Consider the following 21,213-nt stretch of genomic DNA (forward strand, 5'->3'; position numbering starts at 1 on the left):
CAATCTTACAAAAAACACAATCCATCTTTTATTCCCCCATACTATTATAAATTCTTTCTAACTCGTTCTCTTGTGCTAAACTGCCCGTTAGACAATAAGCGATAGCAATTGTTACACTATCGCTCCCGTTAGCTTAAGTATTTTTATTCACAATGTCACCAGACTTACTTCCAAGAGTTAAAAAAAAGCCTATAACCTATTTTAAAAGTAAGGTCTTTTAATAAGGTTTTTATTAGCTCACCACTCCTTGAAATACATATGGAACTGATTTATCCAACAAATATTTAATCCCATTTTTATGATATGGCATCATTTCATCAGCTGTTTTTAAACTCACCCATCTTACTTCTGATATTGTTTCAGTATCTTGTATTGAAATTTCACCGCTTAATATTCTTGCTTTGAATGTTATAAAAATTGCATGATTGTTATCATTCATCATAAAAGCTTCATTTACAGTAAGTATGTGGTCGATCTCAATAGTTAAACCAGTTTCTTCTCTAGCTTCGCGTATAGCAGCTTGTGATAGAGTTTCACCTGGTTCAACAGAGCCACCTGGTAAAGACCAGTTATCATATTTAGTGTTTTTAACCATTAAAACTTTTTCTTGTATTGCATCATAAATAAGTGAATATACCACATCTACTCTTTTCATTGAACACACTCCTTGTATTTTTGTTATGTATACGCAACTCTTGGTTAATCCCTGTAATGCTTGTTCATATAAACTTTCCACCTTTCCCCTTTTCTAACTTACATTCTGTACTGAGTTAAATATTTCCTTCTTTCAGTAAACTGTCCCGTTAGCTGAACAAGGCAAGTGATGCCTTGTTAAAATATCGCTCTCTTTAGTTTAAGTGAATTTGGTCACAAATGGCTTTCATAATAGAATGCTTATTTAGTTTTTCCAGTAAAAATTGTAGTGAGAATGTTGAACAAATCCCAAAGATTTATAAAAAGGGGCATCGGAAATCACATATGCTTTCTTAGCACCTTCGGAATAGCACCTTTTTAACGCTTCCAAAACTAATGCTTTTCCAATCCCCATTTTGCGGTAATGAGGAACTGTGCATACAGGTTCTACATAAGCATAATCAGTTTTGGAATTGTACCAACATCCACAGTAAGCAACATATTCGCCATCTTCATTTACTGCGACTACATGCAGATATGAGTTTAAATGGGAAGCAGATAACATTCTTTTTTGTTTATCAATAGTTTGTTCATCAATGGGCAAATCGCCATCGTTTTCAAATCCATACCATAATACTTTATGATGCTTATACAAATCATTTTGGATGTCAAGGTTTCTTACTTCTATCCCTTTAGGAAGAGTGTAATCAAAACTTCTTTCTTCAAATATATTCTCAAGTATGTTTTCAGTGTTTTTATCTTTAACAAACTCATAACTAAGCAATAAATTTTTTGTATGACTATCAGTGATATTTACTGCAATACCTAATCCATTTTCGTTACTAAAGTTTGTAATAGCATATTCTAATATTTCTTTTTCCAGCACTTCATAGCCTTTCTTAACTGCATAAAAGGCTTCTCCAAAGTAATGGTCATAAGTTGTCATACCTACCAATTCATTATTATAGAACCATAAACCTATTTTATCAGCAAAACTATTATCAAACTCAGGATGAAATACCATCCATTCCCACCTTGCCCAATTCCAATTAATATGTTTGCTGTCATCTTTTGATAATTCGATTAAGAAATCACAAACGGTTTCATAAAAAGAACTATCGAAAGTTTTATATACGAATTTCATTGAAATCCCCCTCATTATATTTTATTTAATTAAACCCAAATGCTCTCTCTCTTAAAGCAAACTGCTCCTATAGTTTAACATTAATTTTCCTTTTATTGACAAAGATAAAAGCACCCCTTTTTGTAGGAATGCTCCCAATAGCTGAAGATCTAATCATTCATTTTGATAAACTATTAGCTGCTTTAGTCAAAGAAGATAAGGTCTATTCACCATATTTCTCTTTCATTATTTCAACTAATTTCTTTGTTATTTGCTTTCTTAACTTACCATGCTTATCCTCACTGTATTGAAGCTCTGTCCAATGCCATAAATCACCATACTGCCAAGAGATAAATGCCCTTGCGCAAGAAGTTGAAGAATATGAAATTATCAAATCAATTCCTGGTATCGGAGAAAAAATCGCGGCAACGATTATATCCGAGATTGGGGAAATTGATCGATTTGATCATCCCAAGAAGCTGTTCCACGATAGAATGAGTAAGGACGGAAGAGTTGGTCACATTTCTGGCCATCTCTTCCTCGTTAATAATATTAATTCGTTTGTTTATCAAACTTTCGCTTCGGCTTAAATCCTTCTTCAAGTAAATATTGCTTCGCTTCATTATACGATGGAAACGTTCCATCTAGTTGTTCACCTGCATAGACGTTCCACATGTCATCTTCAAGAATAATAGTAAGCTTATGCCCTTCTTTGTCCATCCAGATTTCATCAATATTTTGAAGAGTTTCCTCTATTTCTCTAACTGCGTTTGATTGTAGAGAGTCAATTGAGCGTTCAATGATCGAACGTAATTCTTCTTCAGAAAAATTACGGATATTAACCATCCCTTTAGGGTCTTTTTTCGGTACTTTAAGTGTTGCAGCATAAACAAACCCATTGCCATTTGGATGCAGATGGTATACGACATTTTTTTTATCACTGGCGCCTCCCAAATAATGAAAATTAACACGATTGAGCGATACATCGTGGCGTTCTAATTCTGGGAAAGACTCGATAATTGCAAGTTTTTGTTCAAATGTAAGCATAGTTCCTCCAAATAATTCTAATTTAATAATTAATTATATCATTAGTAGATATTAACAAAAAATACACTTACTTAGGGCCGTTTGTGGAACAAGAAAAAATCCTGCAATACAGGGTTTTTAATCAATTTTTTTATAAACGTCGTGTCTTTATTTCAAATCTACACTCAGAGAGTTACAGAGTAATTCTTTCTCATGCAGAAATCATTGGCGGGCAAAGTGTTCCCAAGCTGCTGGTCAGTCTTGCCTAAGCGCGACGCATCATCGGACGTGACGTCACTTAATCCCCCTGAAGTTGATTGTTTGACACTGTGCACATAATTGTATAGAAAAACTTATCATAACGATCGTTATGAAATTTCGCCAATCCCGGGGCGGTGCACCTAGAGAGTTACAGAGTGGATTTTTTCATGCAGAAATCATTGAAAGGAGGTTCTTTTTATGCAGAAACCATTGAAGGGCAAAGTCGTCCTCATTACGGGCGGCTCACGTGGGCTTGGCGCCGCTACGGCTGAAGCGTTTGCCGATCACGGAGCGGATGTCGCGATCAGCTACGCGGCTTCGGACGAAAAGGCGGCGGCTGTCGTGGAGAATTTGAAGGTCAAGGGAGTACGTGCATTGGCCATCAAAAGTGACCAAGCGGATCTTTCTTCCGCCAAGCCCCTAATTAACTCGGTGATTGCTGAATTCGGCAAGCTCGACATCCTTGTGAATAATGCTGGCATCACAGAGCAGGGCCAAATGGTAGATGATTCCAGTTTGGACGAAGAGAAATACAATCAGCAGTGGCAAGTCAATGTCATGGGATCGATCGCCAATACCCGCGCGGCGGCACCCCAACTAGCGGAAGGAGGTCGCATTATTTTTATCGGCTCCCGACTCGGCGATTACGTGCCCTTTAGAGGGGTCGCCGACTACGCCGGAACGAAGGCGGCACTCGTCGGATATGCGAGGGGAATCGCGCGCGACCTTGGTCCCCGTAATATCACTGTGAATGTCGTGCAACCGAGCGTCATGCCCACAGACATGAATAAGGGTGTGGCCGATCATCTTCCACCTCTTGAAACCTTTCTAGACATGATTCCAATCCGTCGCATTGCAACCCTTGAAGAGGTGGCAGAAGTCGTCTGCTTCCTTGCCGGACCACATGGGGGCTACACCACCGGAGAGACCATCAATATAGACGGCGGTATCGGAATCTAAAACGATCTGGAACAGTGTCCATACATGAACATCTACCAAGTATTGTGGAGTGCCCGAGTTATGATCACAGTCAACCAATCAAGGATTATATTGTGATCCTTGACCTTACCGATCTGATGTAGTGAAGCGCTCTTCATCGGTACGTCAAAGGTTGGCCGATGAAGAGCAACGTTTATAATAAATAAGCAAGTAAAGGAGACTATATATGACTAGAAGATTCAGTGCAAAGTCAACTGCCGATCAGGTGCTCTCTGGCGTTGTCCTTAAGGAAAAGCGATTTTTTATTACAGGTGTATCATCGGGCATCGGCCTCGAAACTGCCCGCTCACTGGTCTCACACGGCGCCAGTGTCGTCGGCACGGTTAGAGATCTCGCCAAAGCCGAAACAGCCACTTCAGCGATCCTTGACGCCGCGGCACAAGGAGGTGGTAGCCTAGAGTTGGTCGAGCTCGAGCTCGCATCCTTGCAAAGCGTTCGCACCTGCGCGGATAAACTGTTGGCCAAAGGTCAGCGGTTCGACGCCATCATCGCCAACGCTGGCGTCATGGCAACCCCGTTCGCTCGGACGGTCGACGGCTTCGAAACTCAGTTCGCGACAAACTATCTTGGCCATTTTGCTTTAATCAATCTCATTGAGCCACTACTCGTTGATAACGGACGCTTGGTGGTGCTGTCTTCCCAAGCTCATCGCGTTGCCGATGTTGACCTAGACGATCCGAATTTCAAGCAACAGGAATACGACTCATTTGTCGCCTATGGCCGATCGAAAACGGCCACTTCTCTCTTTGCAGTGGAATTCGATAAACGGCATCGTAATCGTGGCATCCGAGCTGCTTCGGTGATGCCCGGGAATAGTCTTACCGATCTCCCGCGCCATTTCTCGCAGGAAGACTTGCAGGGTCTTTTTGAGAACGTTGGCAAAGCTCGTGCCGAAGCAACAAACCGCGAAAAACTCATGATAAATGGATATCATTTACAATATATTTGTGTTATTACACGAACCTGCACGTTCGTATTATAAGGTCAGCCAGATATTTCTGGTTGACCATTATTATGGTAGCCGGAATAGAGCATACTGCCCGTAGGAGGAGGCTCCCGTCAGCTAAAACTGTTCTCAACCCCTACTTGCTTAAAACTTAATTTGGCTGGTCGGACACTAATATCTCGCATGATAAGCGAAGCTATGTTTAATATATCTACCAAAATAAAAAGCACCCATTCATCCGAATGTTTAGATAAATGAGTACTTTTTATTCAATTACGTTTCTAAAGATTTAAACTGAAAATAATCAAAGTCTGCAAATTTCTTACTGCCACTCATATCTTGTACACACATACCGACTAATGAACCTGTAAAACCTAGTTTCCCTTGATACTCATCAGAAAGCTGTCCAAAATCCAGCTTGGGCCCAATCATCTGCCAAACTTCTCCGTCCTTCGAAAATAGAAACTGCACATCGTCCATTTGAATAGATACTCTTAAATAACACCTCTCCCATTTCTCAATGGAAACCATATCCTCAACGTATTCGTAATAGTGTCCTTGATTCATTGACATAACACTAATATTTTTTCCAACTTTATCGTCATGACTAATACGCAAATAAAAATGATCATTTTCATCATAATATAATATGAGTCCAGCCATTTGCATAAAATGATCGGGAGAAAATTCAACACATGTCTCAATTTCACACTCAAAGTCTTCTAATCTACGAGCGACAATGCTTTGATTTTGTAAAGAGGTTAGTGATTCCCTACCATAGATTCGTAAAAAACTATCTCGTTCCCGCAAGCTAAGCCAACTCTCTTCTGCAGGAACACGTAACGTTTGAAAATGAATACTTAATTCCGTTCCATCAAAATGGTCCCTATCATGATCCTCTGCAAAAAGGTGTAATGGTAAATTAGGGCGTTCTTCTAAAAGTTTCGGTTCAGTCCTACCCTCAGGTAGTCTAATCCATTCATCCTCTGTCCAGTAACATTTCTGTATGGCTGTATCTCTCCCTAATGGGCAAAGCTTCCTACCTGGCAATGTCCGGGCACAAAGATAGGCAATATACCAATCTCCAGTTTGAGTTTCTACGATGGAAGCGTGACCTGCCTTTTGGAGAGAATGATCAGGATTATGTCTTGTCGTAAGTATTGGTCCGTTTGGATCCATCTCATATGGTCCAGTAATCGTTTTTGAGCGAGCAACCGTTACAGAATGGTTAAATCCAGTTCCCCCTTCTGCAATAATGATATAGTAATACTCACCACGTTTATACATATTTGATCCTTCTTTTACCCAATGATCAACACCGTCAATTATTTTATGAACGGGTCCGATAAGCCTCTGTTCCTTTTCACTATATTCTTGCAATAAAATTCCATCAAAACGCCGATTACTATTTCGGAAATTCCATTGCATATTCAATAGCCATTTACGACCATCTTCATCATGGAACAATGCTGGATCGAATCCACTACTATTTAAATATATTGATTCTGACCATGGTCCATTAATATCTTTGGCTGTAACAAGATAGTTGTGGGCATCTTTATAAGCACCCGTTCGATTAACAACATTTGTATATAGTAAATAAAACGTACCATTATCATAACTTAAGTTCGGTGCCCAGACCCCACCTGAACTAGGAACACCTCGTAAATCTAACTGAGATGTTCGTGTTAAAGGATAAGTAAGCAGCATCCAATTGACTAAATCCTTTGAATGATGGATTTGCACTCCTGGAAACCATTCAAATGTTGAGGTTGCAATATAATACTCGTCTCCAACGCGAATCATTGATGGATCTGGTCTGAAGCCTTTTAAAATTGGATTTTTTATCATGATGACCATCCTTTAGCGAAGCTTATTTTTATACCTTTTCCCAGCTTATGATTTGATATCTTTTTCCTGAGTAGTTCCCTGTACGATGAACAGTCCCATTACTCTTTGGATCCCAGCTCAAACTTACTTTGTTGTATACTCCTTTTTCAAAGTCATAAGAAATACCATCATCTTCAAATAAATGCATTTCCTCTGGAGCATCTCCAAATACTTTTACGTTCAATGCAAATACTGTCTCATCAGATATGTACTGAACAGGTTTTGCCAATGGAAGAAGGGTATTTTCTTTGACAAACACAGGGACTCTTTCTAAGTCAGGGGTAATCCTGTATGTTTTCTCGCCTTCATAATGTTCATGTGTCCAGAAGTCTCTCCAATTCCCCTTTGGCAAATAGACACATCTACTTGTTTCACCTGTAATTAATGGCGCAACAACAATCGATTCACCCATCATGTATTGATCATCTATATCATACGTATTAGGGTCGTTTGGGTAATCCATCACTAAAGCCCGAAACGGAGGAATTCCTTTAAAATAATAATTGGCAAAGCTTGCATATAAATAAGGAATGAGAGACATTCTTATTTCAAATAGCCTCTTGCATATATCTCTTATATGCTCAAAGTTTTCATGGAATTCTCCATTTATGTTTTTCTCACGATCAACCTGCATCCAAGGTGGATTCGGAATTCGCCAGCAGTTTAATAGTGCATGTGGTGAAAAAATAACCGTTTGAATTCGACGGATTAAATCTTCCGACGAAGATGCCTGTCTCACCTCTGGAACCCAGAGTAATCCTGAGAAGCCAGCATTCACGACTCCTCGTACAAAAACCTTGTGATCATATAAGTCACTATATAAAACAAATGGGTAAGAAGATGCCAATGCTCCTGATGAACGTACTTGAGATAACGTACGTTTTCCTATTTGTTTAAACGGTTGGTTGATCGTTTCTTGATACAGGTTACCTAACAAGTTGTGCATCTGCTCACCATCTAAACCAGATGGAAATTGACTTACTTCAGGAAAGGACCAACTCGAGTGAACAAAGTCAGAGTTATCACATTCATCTAACTTAAAACCAGATATCCCTTTCTCAACAAACTGCTCCAAATGGTAGTTTGCAAAAATATCTTTTGCTTCTTTCATAGCTAAATCAGGCACTAACCCTTCCCAAACCTCATAATCTCCAGATAAATGTTTTAGCGGCGGGTATATTGGTGAGGTTGGATGAACAAATAGATGTTCCCATAAATTAACTCGATACTGTTTATCATATAAACCTTTCAACATCTGTTCATGCTCTGGAAAACGATTGTTATCCCATATAAACGAACAAGAATATGCTTTCGTTTGCCAGCCAGGCTCAATTCCGAATACATCCACAGGTATATGATCATTTCTAAATGTTTCTGCTAGTCTCTCTATATCCTCTCTTTCGGCTGCACTATAAGCGCGATACCACATTCCAAGTCCCCATGCTGGTGGTAAGACACCTCCTCCTGAAAACAAGTTGTAACGTTGAACAGCTTCTCTCATATTAGGTCCTTCAAATAAATAAATATCAATTCCTTCAACAAAGGGAACATCAACAATGACATTTCGATCTCCCTCTGCAATTTGATAACCATATAATTCTATTTCAGATGTTCCAATCTTTTTCTCATCAAACTTCTTCGTTTCTGACTTTCCTTTACGTAAATTTGAGCCAACGTAAAAGGTGGCATATCTCAATGTATCAATAAAGACACCGTAACCTGCATTAGAAACATAGAATGGAACTGGGGCATGACTGTCACCTGTATCAGCAACTGGATCACTGTTTACACGTATCACCTTTTTACGTCCAGTTTGGTTTACGCTGTGGAGCTGAAGGCCAAAGCCGTAAATTTGTTCCTCAGCTTTAAGAGGTAATTCTATCAGTACACCTCTTAATGTTTTTTTAATAGAAATATCCTCCTTTAAAATAGGAGATTTTCCCATGGATTTTATATGCTGTAAGGAATCCTTTTTTATTTCAGTTGTTCTAAGTGAAACAGGTGTATGTTTTTCAGGTATTCCATATCTATATTTCCATATACCATTTGCAACTACCTCCATCATTTCTCCTCCTTCATTTCGTTTTCAAAGCATACAGCCGATTAGTCGTAAGTATTTCTGAAAGTCGTCAACTTTTCAGAAAAACGTGTAATGAGCAGAATCGACTCACTCCTTTGACTCATACCTAACTTACTTCTTAAAAAAATAACACTTGTCCTTTGTTCAAATTATTTATTACATCCTAACTACCAACAAAAGTCTGTTCTCCCTTTTAAACGAAGTAATCCCTCGACAAAAAAGTAATCACCATAAATGATTGGCACGTTTACTCCAAAGTCTTTTGGCTTATTTGCTGTTCCCATTTTAATTAAACCTTCTTCTTCTTCATCCCACGCTCCGTAATTTTCATAAAGGGAACGTAAAATATTGGCTGCGGTGTTTCTATACCGCTTCGCCTCAATGGAGTCTACATAACGAGCGATTTCTAATAAGCCACATGCAGTACATGAAGCTGCGGTTGTATCTAATACTTGGGCTTCTTCAAGTGGTGCTTGGAAATCCCAATTAGGAATAAAGTCTTCATTTGTATGAAAGAGAAAATAATGTGCTGACTTTTTGGCTGAATCCAAATACCGTTCATCTCCGGTATGCATATAGCTTAATGCCATCCCATACACTGCCCAAGCACACCCACGAGCCCATGAAGATTCAGGGGCATAGCCTTGTCCACCTAAAGTATTTTTACGCTTTCCTGTATACGGGTCAAAATTGACGATATGATAAGCCGAACCGTCATCACGAACAAAGTGCTCTAACGCAGTATTAGCGTGTTTTTCTGCAATTTGCTTATAACGAGGGTCTCCGGTTTCATTTGATGCCCAATATAGTATGTTTAAGTTCATCAACGTATCGATGATCGACCATCCTTCAGAGCCTTCTAAATCCCAAGATCGAATGTAGTTTCCAACCGAATTAAAACGTCCTGCTAACATATTTGCTGCAATAAGACCTCGCGTTTTAGACCTTTCATGTCCATGAAGCTTATAATTCATAACTGCAGATGGCTGCCACATAAATCCAACATCATGATGAAGCCCAACAAATTGATGTAATGCCTCATCTAATTTTTCCTCACATTCAATAGCATACCTTTTCAATTTTTCATTTCTCTCTTCACGGTAAATAATCCATAATAAACCTGGCCAAAATCCATTTGTCCACCAATCCAATTCCGGACTATCATACGTTCCGTTAAAAGAAGCGTGTGGAAAAGAAGCCCCTATTCTATCACTCGTTCTATTCATTTTGTTCACAACATCTTCCCATGCTTGATTTATCCAAGCATCATTCATTCCTTCCATTTACCTTCACTCTCCTTTAAGAGAATGTTATCAAAATGCATGATTTTGAAGTATAAATGTGTTAAGTTAAAATAGTACTATATTGCTGTATTTGGAGGATGAGAATAATGAATAAGTTTGAACACTTTGACTTTCATACTTCTCCTATTTTGACAACCTTAATGGAACGAGCCGATGAAGGATACACTGGTTTCTTTCATTATCATCAAGGAATTGAACTATTATTTGTACATGAAGGAACTGGTTCGATTAATGTGAACCAGAAAGACTATGAAATAGAGCCGAATTCGTTATATATATTTCAACCTTTTCAATTACATCGAGTCACAATATCAAATCCACAACAATATGTAAGAACTATTTTTCATTTTGAACCTTCCTATTTTGAAAAGAAGCTACACTCGTTTCCTTACTTAAATCATTTCCTTACGAACTTGTGGAAAAATAAATTAGTAGAGCATTGCTATACTGACTCCACCCATTTCCAACTATTAATTGGATTAATCGAAACTTCGAAACAGGTCATTACTAAAAAGAATGATAACAATGAATATGAAGAGGAAATTTCTCTGTTACTGATCCAATTTTTACTCACCTTAAAAAAAGTGGTTTCTAATAAATTTTTTATGAAAAACACATTTAACACAAAGTCCACCCATCATATTGAAAAGATCATTAACTGGATCGACGAGCATTATCAAGAAGATTTTGAATTACAGTCCTTGGCAAATGAACTCCATCTTTCAAAATATTATATTTCTCATTTATTTAAAGAATACACAAGTTATGCACTAACTGATTATTTAATGGCAAAGCGACTGAAAGAAGCATGCTTATTACTTGCCAATACTAATTTACCAATTGAGATTGTTGGAATAAAAGTAGGAATTCATGATGCCTCCTACTTCACAAAATTTTTCAAAAAAAGAATGGGAATGACTCCTAGAAAATATCGTCAAATTACAATTGAATCACTAAGAAAAGACACTTGAGCTTCCTTTCTTTGAAGCATCTTTGAGTAAGTATGTTTAGATCATCCTGATATAAAAAAGGCATGAGCCCGATACAATATCGAGTTCACGCCTTTTAAACTGAGAAAAACATTCTATTCGTGATTTTATTGCTCCAGCTGTAACTCCTTTTATCATTTTTCAAAGGTAATATTTTTCGTAAAATGATTAGAACTAATATTAGCTTCTTCTTCATTCATTACAACTTTCCCATTTATCGATACGTTTTTGAATGTAACACCCTCTACTTCTCGACCCTTATCATATCCATATATTCTTGATGGGTTTTCCGTTATTCCACGATAATCAATATTCTCAAAATGAATATTGGATATACTTGTACCAGGGGCTGGATTATATTTTTTATTCCAAACGACACGCAAATCAAACAATTGTCCGAGTTCAAAATGCTCTACCCTTATACTTTTATAAGTAACATTGCGAACTATATTTTTATCGCCTGCATTTATCGTCATGGCACCCCAATAATTAGGCTGAGGTTCATGGTGTTCCAGAATATCAATATTTTCATATAAAATATTTTCTATAATGTCTCCATTTCGTTCAGCATCACCGTGTGTACCAATCATTAATGGATGGGCGACATCCGCCCAAAGAATCGAGTTTCGTACAGTAATATTTCTCGAATCTCCATAGTATGCCCAACGACTTCCATAGATAGCAACGCTGTCATCCGATGTCCTTAAGAACACATCATTTATTTCAATATTTGAACTAGACATCATATCAATCCCATCAGACCAGCCACGTGTACTGAATGTTTTAAAATTGGATATTTTAATATTTTCGGATTCCCCTATATAAATGCTATAATGAGGTGGATCAATGGTCATGATTCCATCAATTGTGATATTAGTTGAAAACAGAATCCGAACACCTCGTAAGGATGAAAAACGTTCGAAGTTTGCTAAGTACAAAATACCTCTCCCACAAATCGTAACATCCTCTACGGAATCACATAGAAAGGAACCAACAACAATAGAGCCCCCTTCTAAATAAAGGGTTTTTCCTGACGGTATATTAAAAACGACTTGCTCTATATAATGCATCCCTTTCCGAAAGAAAATAATAGTAGGAGCCTCCCCAAGTGAATTAGGCTTCTGGACATCACGTAACAAGTCTTCAGGACGGTGAATTCCTGGTTCAACGACAAATACATTTGGATCTTCAACATTCGGTATATTATTTTCCATTGGATTCGCAAATAAGTGGAGATTATGGAAACGATCTCCGTTTATTTCAACAGATATTTTACTAGGCTCCTCCAATAAAAAACGAATGACACTTCCATTTTTTTCAGAAGCTACATTTTTGGCTAATGGTCTTATATCTACTTTCTTTATTTCTTTTGTATAATGACAAGTTACTTCGATTTCTACTGGTTCGTCCATGTCAAATGTAACCATAGATGCCTTCCGGACTTCGTGCATATCAACTTTCACTTCATAAACGAACAATTTTTGCCAATCACTTGATTTTGATCTAACCTTGACAGAAAAATCATCATTCCCAACTGCTTCTTTAGCAGGATTAAACACGTTTATTGAACCCATAGTATCTCTTCCTTTTAATCGTTATAGTTGATCTAGACTGCAGTGAATCATTTTCATAGCTATAAAAAAATTGTAGTATGATGAAGCTCTTATTTAAACTACTATTAATTTACTTCCTCTTCATTTTTGAACCTTTAAAATGATAAAAGTATCTTAAATTAACATTGGTCCATTTTATCCATTCATTTTCAAAATATATAAAAGAGAAGGTAGGAACCAACCCCACCTTCTTAATAATCTCCGTTCCTTTTTTCTTTAATCAGTTATCACCTTGAATCTCATCTCGTAGCCATTCTCCCCATCCAGTCAATAGTAGTGCATGTTCTTTAGACAGCTTGTTCCCGGAAAGGTCATCTACGTGGTCTAAATAAGATTGCAAACTATTTATTGCAGCCTCACCATTCCCTCTATCATTAGCTTTTTCAGCATTACTTAATTTTTTCTGCAATGAGATAATAATGCCGTTAGATCCATTTGCCCCTTTTTCTTCAACAAGCAATTCAGATAGGACAGATAAACTATCAAATGTCGCTTCCACTTCAAATGAAAACTCTGCAACTTGCGTATTTCCAGCGTGATCCTCCACTTCTATCGTTTCCGTGTGCATGCCCGGTGCAAGTTCATACGCCATCACTTGAAGCAAAGGGTCCTCACATGGATTTCCAACAACACCAGATAATTCATCTACTGCTTCGCATGTAATAATGATTTCCTCATAAATTTTATAAGAAGAAATTCCTGTAAGATCTATCTGAGGAAGGGTCATGTCCAAACGGATTTCTAATTGTTCCACTATATCTAGGTTATTTTGGGAGCGGTACAAAATTTCATGGATTCCATCGGTCTTTAATTCGATAGCACCATCATATGAAACCCAGTTCTCCCCATCATCCAAGCTGTACTCAGCTATTGCTTCTGGACTCATCGTTATTAAAACAGGGGACGTATACCATCCATTCTTTCCGTCTGGTTCTGCTGGCCCTACAAATACCGTTATAGTAAGGGTTTCAATGGCTTTTAGTAAACTTTCTGATACGGCATCCACCTCCGTCTGTGTTACTTCTGCATTTTCAAGAAGGGTCTCCGCTTCCGTAATGGCAGCTTGGAGTTCTTCTGAATAATAGCTAGAATCAAAGTTTGATGTTTCAGCTTGTAAATATTCTAATAGTGTTATATCAATATCTTTTGCGTAGAATTCCAATTCTGCAACATTTGCAAATCCGTTAGAAAAATAGCGTACATATCGATAGGACCGATCATTGTCAATCAATACAGTATACCACTTGACCTCATCAATATTAGTAATCATGTACAGGTCTTCGAAATGAATACCATCATTTGATACTTGGATTATTCCTCCGTTCATTCGGTCATGATGACCTTGTCTAGGTAGAAATGTAACGCTTGAAACCTCTTGAAGATTTCCTTCACCCAAATCAACTAGAACCCAACCTTCAGCAGTAGTCGTGTCAGGTGATGTATTTGAATGACCATCAAATGCTCGCCATCCATTCTCTTCCTTACTCGCTGTTCCATCCCATGATTCCGTGGAAGCTGTTACCATCTCAGGAGTAATCGGTATTTTCGACTTAGGAGATTTAACAAGGGAAACTTTGACATCATATAACTTTTTTGCGAGTCCTGTTTCGGAATAATGTTGGGTACTCATTTCTTCCTTAACGAGCTCCAATTGTTTATGAAAGAGAAAATGACTGAGTCTCGTATAGTCTCCAGCTTTTACATTTTCACCTTTTTCTATCGCAACATCAAGTGGATCAATGACCATTACCTCTGAACCATCGTTTGTATTTTCAACAATGGAACTGTTGTCAGATTTAATAGCAAAATCAATTTTACCAACTGTATAATTATCTATATCGACTGTATATTGAGCTGACCAATTTTTGTTGTCTTCAGAAGTTGCATCCACTGTTTTATCACCGAAAACAACTCGAGCATTTCTTAACATTTTTTCCGTTATAAACGTTAGTGTCACTGTATCTCCCGGTAAAGCAATCGAAGAATGATCAGGATTATTTGATTCAATCGAAACATTCTCTATCAGTACATCCTCTTTCGCAAGTACATCCCCGTGAAATCTCACCTCTGACATGTTCCCAAACCAATTTCCTCCATTATATATACGAATAAAACGATATTTCCCTTCGCTGTTGATCGTTAAATTTTGCCATTCCCTCGTTGACGTTGCGCTATTTGAAACAGTTGTCCAAGATTCACCGTCATTGGAACCTTGGATGACCGCACCGCCTATTCGATTATAATATTGATCCTGTCTTGCAAGAAGCTCTACACTTGAAAGTCTCACTTGATTGTTTTCTTTAAAATCAAAAATGATATAGCTTCCATTTCCAGAGTTGTTTTCCGTACCTAACCGGAAATCGGAAACTGTATCTGGATTGCCATCAAATAGATTCGTAACCTGTTCCAATGTTTGTTCTGAAGTTCTTCCAGAAGTAGAGTCCATGAGATCCGTAATGCTTATCACATTTTCAATTAAATGTGACTCGTCAACAAGAAATAATAAAGAACTATCAGTTGTTGACGTAATTGGTAGACCCGACGTTCCATCTTCCTTGTTATAGTTAATCGTAAAATTCACCGAACCAGTTGCAACACCTTCGTTTAAGGTTGCCAGAGCTGTATAATTGAGGTCATCTTCTTTAATGACGGTTGCTGTATAGTCTTGGATTGAAACATTAACATCACTTATTTGTTCCGTTGCTTTAAAGGTTAATTGGACCTCGTCTCCTGGAACGATCCTGTTTTTGAGACTATTAGATGAACTTATGGAAGCCGATTCAATTTTACTAGGATTCTCCGCATCCCCGTGAAATCTCACCTCTGACATGTTCCCAAACCAATTTCCTCCATTATATATACGAATAAAACGGTATTTCTCTTCGCTGTTGATCGTTAAATTTTGCCATTCTCTCGTTGACGTTGCGCTATTTGAAATCGTTGTCCAAGATGTACCGTCATTGGAACCTTGGATGACCGTCCCTCCTATACGACCAAAGTACTGATCCTGTCTAGCAAGCAACTCCACCTCTGTTAGCTGCGCATAACCGCCTTCTCTAAAGTCGAAAGTAACCCATCCTCCGTGGCCACTTCCATTGACACGGTAATCCGTTGACGTATCTGGATTTTCATCAAATAGTAGAGTCGCCATCTCCTTCGCTTCAATCGGGTTTCTACCACTTGAATCAGTAATGTCAGTGATTTCAATGACGTTGCTGATCAAGTTTGACTCATTAGCAAGGAACAGGGTGGAGTCGTCAGTTGTTGTATACATTGTATCTCCAGCCGTTCCATCACTTCGCTCATAATCAATTGAGAAGTTAACCGGACCCGTTTCCGAACCTTCGTTCATAGTAGCTATGGCTGTCCAGTTGATATTGTCTGTCGTGCTGACTGATGCATCCTGACCTTGGATCACAACCTGTACGTTATCGATAGCTTCTTTTGCTTTCATTTCTACGATTACAGTATCTCCCATTGAGATCCTTCCGTTAAAGCTTTGCTCTGAATAAATGGAGACAGACTCAAGCTTGTTATCAATCTCGTGACGCTCACCAAATATTCTAAATTCCCCCAATTCCATTATATTTTGAACGGAACCTCGGAGACTATCAGGATGCGGATTAATCATTTCGATTTTGATAAACCTGTACTGGTTATTTTTATATGCGTCATCGACATCAATAATCGCTAAGTCACTCTGAAATGGTGTTTCATCCGGAGTAAGCCTAGTCCAATTTTCTTTGTCATTAGATCCAAGAACGATCGTACCAGCCCCACGATCAATGAAGTTCATCCTGCTTTGTATACCAAAAGCGTCTGCAGAAATTTTAAAATCAGGACCAAAATCAAAAATATGGTACAGATCAGAATGTTGTCTGAAACCCGTAAAAGTATCATTATCATTATCTGCCAGAAGGTATATGGATTGACCAAAGGTAGAAGTAACAATATTCGTGTAATCCATAGTACCATCGGATAATAGTGGTGTCGTTAATTGCAGACTTGCGGCTGCACTTCTTAAGATTAGTAATTGCTGTATGAAAGCATCGTCAGGCGCAGTTTCTATCTTATCCAATGTTTTTTCATATACACCATTGAAATGATCAAGCGATTCCTCCACATAAATGGTAACAGGATTATAAGATGCTATAGCTTTTTGGACTGCCGATTCACGGTCGTCTGTTACGAAAATATGGACATGTTTTGCAGTTACCGTAGTGCCGTCTGAAGCTGAAACGATAAATGAATACGTACCAGATTGATTCGGCTGCCACGAAAATTCACCCGTATCTGAATCTAATTCAGCATCTTTCGGTAAATTCGAACTATCATAAATCAAATCACTGTTTGAAGAATTCTCAGCCGATAAATCCATACTCATTGGCGCTCCTAAATAAGAAACAATGCTCGTTTCCGAATGACCCGATTGAAAGACTGGAGGGGTCAGTTGCGTTCCTGCTTGAACATTCATATGGTCAATATCAACTGTTGTTCCAGCTTCCCCGATTAGATTCAAGAAAAGCATGTCACCTAATCTTTGAAAGTCTCCCATTGTATAGGTCACATACCGCCATTGCCCCTTCGTATCGGGCAGTATCAATGTATCATTAATTCCTGGAGACATTTCCAATTGAGCCGGACCATTCGTTCGAACCTTAAATCCAATCGTATTCCCACTTGTTGAGGCGTTCATCAATGCAATTCTAGTTCCCTCTTCCATTGCATGAAACCGAATAAAGGAGATATCTCCTTCTTGCTTCGTTTTTGTAAGATTCTTATCGAATGCAGTATAACGGTCTTCAATCTCAATTAAATAAGGACTTGTTTGCGGTTTAGGAATATAGTTATCGGCATTTGACTCAGCCTCTTCAGGAATATAAAGCCAAAAGTCACCACCGCCGTCCACGTTATCCCAATTTATTGTTAAATTTTCATTATAATAATAATTTGATGGAAGCTTCTTAGTAAAAGCTTCATAAAAGTAAGGAGCCTTCTCCTTCACGTCCTCCATTTTTTCGTAGGTATAATAATAATACATATCCCAGAAATTGGCCGTATTAAACCTTCCCCAGTATTGGGTTGAAATTCGATCATAGGTTCCTCTTACAACTCCATTTTCATCAATCGAATAAGCTACTGGCGTCCACGGTGTGTCATAGCCGAGAGAGAACTGCCAGAAGTAGTCAGCTGCAGCTAAGATTCGATCATCTAAGAACTCATAAGGCCCTACAGCATTTTCCGCAGTAGATACTGTACCATCCATTGGGTCCACTTTCGTTTCCTGGGCATTCAGCATTCTTGAAGCGATCGTCGCATTCGTTATATCACCAGCTCCATGTGCTTGGTCTCTGCCCATCTCCACATGCTGAACGATTGGTGGCTCTACTTGTTCTCCAGTCACTGCGTTCGTATCAACTAAACGGAACAGACGCTCAATAGATCCGTTGAATCCCTGATTATTAGCTGTCTTATTAACGGTAAACCACTCTACAGCCTCATTATATCTCTCTTCGTTATCAGTAAAAATATAACCTGCTATTGCTCCAAGTAGCGGATAATTATGCTGATTCATAAAATGATGCTGACTATATTGAAACGTATCGATTACTGGCATAATTAAATGATTCGTAAAATCCTCTGTATCCTTTTCTGTCCACTCTAATTCTTCTGATGAACTACTTGTATACCTTAATATTTCTGCAGCAGTTACCATCCTATTAAGCGGGATACCTGTATGAATATGAGCATCATTATAATATACGTATTTCTCAGGATCCATTTGCGACCAGATGCGGATAATATGCATCGCATTTTCCCGGTAGACCTCATCACCTGTTACATAATACAAAATTGCCTGAGTATAGGCTTTCAATCCATCTGCAATAAACCGATTTTGGAAACCTTGGCTATTGAAAGCATCAGAAGCAGGTTTTGTTGGATCTTCACTGCTCTGATTGCTTGATGAAACGGTCCTTGAGGCAGATGGTGACATCAGCATATCATTAAAATAAGTATTCCATGGCTCATTTTGTTCCCGTATCTGCGTTCTCATATTTTCAAGAATATCTTTCGTGAGTCCAACCCCTGGATGTGTGAAACCATTTGAATTAGTTACTTCAGTGATAGTAGGCAGATAGTCTGTCATAATTGCTTCACCTGGACCTTCCGCTTTCAATACTTTGGGTGACAGAGATAAGATCATTGCTACCAAACAAAGGGATACAACTAAAGGCAAATAATAATTTCGAATTGTTTGTAAGCATCGCTTGTTGACAACTTTCATTACATTCCCTCCCTCTACTTCCTTAATGATGGTATCGAATTCCTAAATATATTCCTGAAAACAATGAGCCGTCACCGTTCCGGTTAATACATGTTCTATCACCTCCTTCAAATCTATCTTGCTCTTGAAGTAAAGATGTTAGAAGCAGTTCTCATTCAATACAAAGAGATACATCTAATTGAATATTATTCATTAATGTATCTCACATAAGATTTTAAGAGTTGATATTTAATTCTTACGATCAATAATGTAAGTGCTTTTAATTTGTTATCGCACGAATATTATTTACTTCTCACTAAATAAACCATATACTAGATCACCCTGAAAACTAATCGACCTTTAATGTCAAGTAACTCTTGAGTTTAAGATAGTTACCCACTATTCAAAATAGCGGGTAACTATAACTCCCTTAATTATTTCACATATTCTTCTACATACTCATCCACTTGTCTTTGAAGTTCATCCATGATCGTTTGGGCTCCTGATTGATTCATGCTCTCAATCATTCGTTCAAGTAAATCTTCATAATCAGCACTAACCCCATATAAAAGTGTTTGAAAATACTCTTCATAAATCGTTTGAATTTGCGCATATTCAGTACGGACTTCTTCTAAATTTGGTTTAAATCCAATTAATGAGGAAGTCCATGCGTTTTCATGTAACTCTTGCAATTTAGCCCAGTGATTTTCTGGATTTGCTTGTGTCTCCCAAGCTAATAATGTGTTACCAGTAAAGTAATGTGTTAGCCCATAATCAGCTTCTGATCCAGGATTTGCAGGGAACTCACCAGCATAACCAATGGTTTCAATACGGTTCTCTCCGACTACTTCATAGTGTTCACCTTCAATTCCCCATAATAGGAAGTTAAATAATTCTTCCCCTTTTTCTGTATGCATTAACTCTATTAGTTGCATAGCTCGCTCAGGATTCTCCGCTGAATTAGGAATCACTGTATTTGATGAATGTATTAACTGTGCAATATAGTAGTTTTCGTCTAGTGGAACAAACTGTGTATCTGGTTGACCTAACTCATCCCCTGGAAAGTATGCATGGAAATTTATATAATCATCATCTTCACTTGTACTATGACCATCTGGATTAGACACTATATCTTGACGAATAAACCCTTTTTCATACCACTCTCTTGTATAATCAAAAAACAGTTTCAGTTCTGGTAACTCCATTTTGTTAACGACTTCAAAGTTCTCATCCTGCATTCGAATAACAAATGGATCACTAATAATTTGTCCTCTTTGCAATTGGTTAATTTGATTAGGATCTACTTCAAACTCCTTTCCTGCATCTTGCAGTCTTTGGAAATAGCTTGTTAATGCTTCAAACCCTTCTTCATCTAATGGACGTTCATCTCTACCATAGAAAGCTGCTTCCGCTTCCTCTACACTCCAGAATTCTTCAAAGTTCTCTTTAAGAGTTCTCATCGTTACACGCATTTCTGTCATTGGCTGCCAATTTGGTATAGCGTATTGTCTCCCATCTACTTTTCCTAAATCTAACAGAGAAGGATCCAATTCATTCACTAAATCGGGAGCATACTCCTCCATTAAATCAGTTATATCCAAATATGCACCTTTCTCTACTTCTTGAACTAGAGGGGTATTCCAAAAGCTCCAAGCAATATCAACTGGTTCTTGTGCAGCAGCAACTAGTTGCCATCTATCTGCATATTCTGGAATTGTAACATTTTCAAACTCTACAGATGTATTTGGTAAATGATCTTGTAACAGTTCATTGAATTCAGCCCAAACTCTTTCTTGGTCTGGCTGATCAATAGATGGTACTAACCATTTTAACGTAACCTCTTCAGGTTCCTCTTTATTCTGATTGCTTTGTTCTTGATTGTTACTTCCATCATCTTTGCTTGTTTCCTCATTTCCCGAACATCCTACAACAACCGTAATACTAAAAACGAGTATAATAAATACCAAAAGTCCATTTCTTTTTAACATTCGTAACTGCCTCCCTATTATTTTTTATATTTAAATCCAGGCAACCTAACCTGTAATTTAAACTCTAAACGCCCTTGTAATCGCTATCATCTTTAA

At 38.1% G+C, this 21,213-nt stretch carries 13 protein-coding genes and 1 pseudogene; 4 read left to right on the top strand and 10 right to left on the bottom strand.

Annotated features, from left to right (window positions below; all coding sequences use genetic code 11):
- Nucleotides 1-232 precede the first annotated feature (232 nt).
- The 3 genes from MW695_RS20185 to MW695_RS20195 form a co-directional block, all read right to left on the bottom strand.
- Nucleotides 233-655: an NUDIX hydrolase gene (locus tag MW695_RS20185; RefSeq protein ID WP_247107294.1), complete on the bottom strand. Its 423-nt coding sequence runs from the start codon at nucleotides 653-655 to the stop codon at nucleotides 233-235.
- A gap of 243 nt (nucleotides 656-898) precedes the next feature.
- Nucleotides 899-1,777 (bottom strand): GNAT family N-acetyltransferase, encoded by an 879-nt coding sequence (locus tag MW695_RS20190; RefSeq protein ID WP_247107295.1) that lies wholly within the window; start codon nucleotides 1,775-1,777, stop codon nucleotides 899-901.
- Between the two features lie 202 nt (nucleotides 1,778-1,979).
- The gene (locus MW695_RS20195) at nucleotides 1,980-2,150 is read right to left on the bottom strand and encodes a hypothetical protein (RefSeq protein WP_247107296.1); all 171 of its coding nucleotides are present in this window, start codon (nucleotides 2,148-2,150) and stop codon (nucleotides 1,980-1,982) included.
- Here MW695_RS20195 and MW695_RS20200 point away from each other — a divergent pair.
- Nucleotides 2,104-2,238, top strand: a pseudogene (locus MW695_RS20200) (transposase); the annotation flags it as partial. The gene MW695_RS20195 and the pseudogene MW695_RS20200 overlap by 47 nt on opposite strands.
- A gap of 70 nt (nucleotides 2,239-2,308) precedes the next feature.
- On the opposite strand, the gene MW695_RS20205 reads toward MW695_RS20200, so the two are convergent.
- Nucleotides 2,309-2,803: a hypothetical protein gene (locus MW695_RS20205; RefSeq protein WP_247107297.1), complete on the bottom strand. Its 495-nt coding sequence runs from the start codon at nucleotides 2,801-2,803 to the stop codon at nucleotides 2,309-2,311.
- Nucleotides 2,804-3,241: 438 nt separating this feature from the next.
- Between MW695_RS20205 and MW695_RS20210 the strand changes: the two genes are divergently transcribed.
- On the top strand, nucleotides 3,242-4,003 hold the full coding sequence (locus MW695_RS20210) for an SDR family NAD(P)-dependent oxidoreductase (protein WP_247107298.1): 762 nt from the start codon (nucleotides 3,242-3,244) through the stop codon (nucleotides 4,001-4,003).
- A 205-nt stretch (nucleotides 4,004-4,208) separates the two neighbouring features.
- Nucleotides 4,209-5,024: an SDR family NAD(P)-dependent oxidoreductase gene (locus MW695_RS20215; RefSeq protein ID WP_247107299.1), complete on the top strand. Its 816-nt coding sequence runs from the start codon at nucleotides 4,209-4,211 to the stop codon at nucleotides 5,022-5,024.
- A 237-nt stretch (nucleotides 5,025-5,261) separates the two neighbouring features.
- Here the strand turns inward: MW695_RS20215 and MW695_RS20220 are convergent, their stop codons facing one another.
- The 3 genes from MW695_RS20220 to MW695_RS20230 all read right to left on the bottom strand — a co-directional run bounded on the left by MW695_RS20220 (nucleotide 5,262) and on the right by MW695_RS20230 (nucleotide 10,241).
- Nucleotides 5,262-6,839: a glycoside hydrolase family 43 protein gene (locus MW695_RS20220; protein ID WP_247107300.1), complete on the bottom strand. Its 1,578-nt coding sequence runs from the start codon at nucleotides 6,837-6,839 to the stop codon at nucleotides 5,262-5,264.
- Nucleotides 6,840-6,867: 28 nt separating this feature from the next.
- On the bottom strand, nucleotides 6,868-8,940 hold the full coding sequence (locus tag MW695_RS20225; protein WP_247107301.1) for a glycoside hydrolase family 31 protein: 2,073 nt from the start codon (nucleotides 8,938-8,940) through the stop codon (nucleotides 6,868-6,870).
- A gap of 185 nt (nucleotides 8,941-9,125) precedes the next feature.
- Nucleotides 9,126-10,241 carry a glycoside hydrolase family 88 protein gene (locus MW695_RS20230; protein ID WP_247107302.1) on the bottom strand — a complete coding sequence of 372 codons (1,116 nt, stop codon included), beginning with the start codon at nucleotides 10,239-10,241 and terminating at the stop codon, nucleotides 9,126-9,128.
- Between the two features lie 107 nt (nucleotides 10,242-10,348).
- On the opposite strand from MW695_RS20230, the gene MW695_RS20235 reads away from it, so the two are divergent.
- Complete coding sequence (locus MW695_RS20235; RefSeq protein ID WP_247107303.1) at nucleotides 10,349-11,233, top strand: AraC family transcriptional regulator; 885 nt, start codon at nucleotides 10,349-10,351, stop codon at nucleotides 11,231-11,233.
- A 152-nt stretch (nucleotides 11,234-11,385) separates the two neighbouring features.
- Here MW695_RS20235 and MW695_RS20240 read toward each other — a convergent pair whose 3' ends face one another.
- From MW695_RS20240 to MW695_RS20250, 3 genes are all read right to left on the bottom strand, one after another.
- Nucleotides 11,386-12,825, bottom strand: coding sequence for a glycosyl hydrolase family 28 protein (locus tag MW695_RS20240; RefSeq protein ID WP_247107304.1), 1,440 nt, complete (start codon nucleotides 12,823-12,825; stop codon nucleotides 11,386-11,388).
- Nucleotides 12,826-13,084: 259 nt separating this feature from the next.
- A complete protein-coding gene (locus MW695_RS20245; RefSeq protein WP_247107305.1) occupies nucleotides 13,085-19,150 on the bottom strand; it encodes a discoidin domain-containing protein in 6,066 nt (2,021 codons plus the stop codon).
- A gap of 413 nt (nucleotides 19,151-19,563) precedes the next feature.
- The gene (locus MW695_RS20250; RefSeq protein ID WP_247107306.1) at nucleotides 19,564-21,117 is read right to left on the bottom strand and encodes an ABC transporter substrate-binding protein; all 1,554 of its coding nucleotides are present in this window, start codon (nucleotides 21,115-21,117) and stop codon (nucleotides 19,564-19,566) included.
- Nucleotides 21,118-21,213 lie beyond the last annotated feature (96 nt).

Source organism: Halalkalibacter sp. APA_J-10(15) (genome assembly GCF_023017105.1).
GTDB lineage: Bacteria > Bacillota > Bacilli > Bacillales > Bacillaceae_D > Halalkalibacter.

Bases quoted from the DNA above. Each gene is read 5' to 3' on its own strand.
- MW695_RS20240 (WP_247107304.1), bottom strand. From the start codon at position 12,825: ATGGGTTCAATAAACGTGTTTAATCCTGCTAAAGAAGCAGTTGGGAAT.
- MW695_RS20235 (WP_247107303.1), top strand. From the start codon at position 10,349: ATGAATAAGTTTGAACACTTTGACTTTCATACTTCTCCTATTTTGACA.
- MW695_RS20210 (WP_247107298.1), top strand. From the start codon at position 3,242: ATGCAGAAACCATTGAAGGGCAAAGTCGTCCTCATTACGGGCGGCTCA.
- MW695_RS20250 (WP_247107306.1), bottom strand. From the start codon at position 21,117: ATGTTAAAAAGAAATGGACTTTTGGTATTTATTATACTCGTTTTTAGT.
- MW695_RS20220 (WP_247107300.1), bottom strand. From the start codon at position 6,839: ATGATAAAAAATCCAATTTTAAAAGGCTTCAGACCAGATCCATCAATG.
- MW695_RS20225 (WP_247107301.1), bottom strand. From the start codon at position 8,940: ATGGAGGTAGTTGCAAATGGTATATGGAAATATAGATATGGAATACCT.
- MW695_RS20185 (WP_247107294.1), bottom strand. From the start codon at position 655: ATGAAAAGAGTAGATGTGGTATATTCACTTATTTATGATGCAATACAA.
- MW695_RS20215 (WP_247107299.1), top strand. From the start codon at position 4,209: ATGACTAGAAGATTCAGTGCAAAGTCAACTGCCGATCAGGTGCTCTCT.
- MW695_RS20190 (WP_247107295.1), bottom strand. From the start codon at position 1,777: ATGAAATTCGTATATAAAACTTTCGATAGTTCTTTTTATGAAACCGTT.
- MW695_RS20245 (WP_247107305.1), bottom strand. From the start codon at position 19,150: ATGAAAGTTGTCAACAAGCGATGCTTACAAACAATTCGAAATTATTAT.
- MW695_RS20230 (WP_247107302.1), bottom strand. From the start codon at position 10,241: ATGGAAGGAATGAATGATGCTTGGATAAATCAAGCATGGGAAGATGTT.
- MW695_RS20205 (WP_247107297.1), bottom strand. From the start codon at position 2,803: ATGCTTACATTTGAACAAAAACTTGCAATTATCGAGTCTTTCCCAGAA.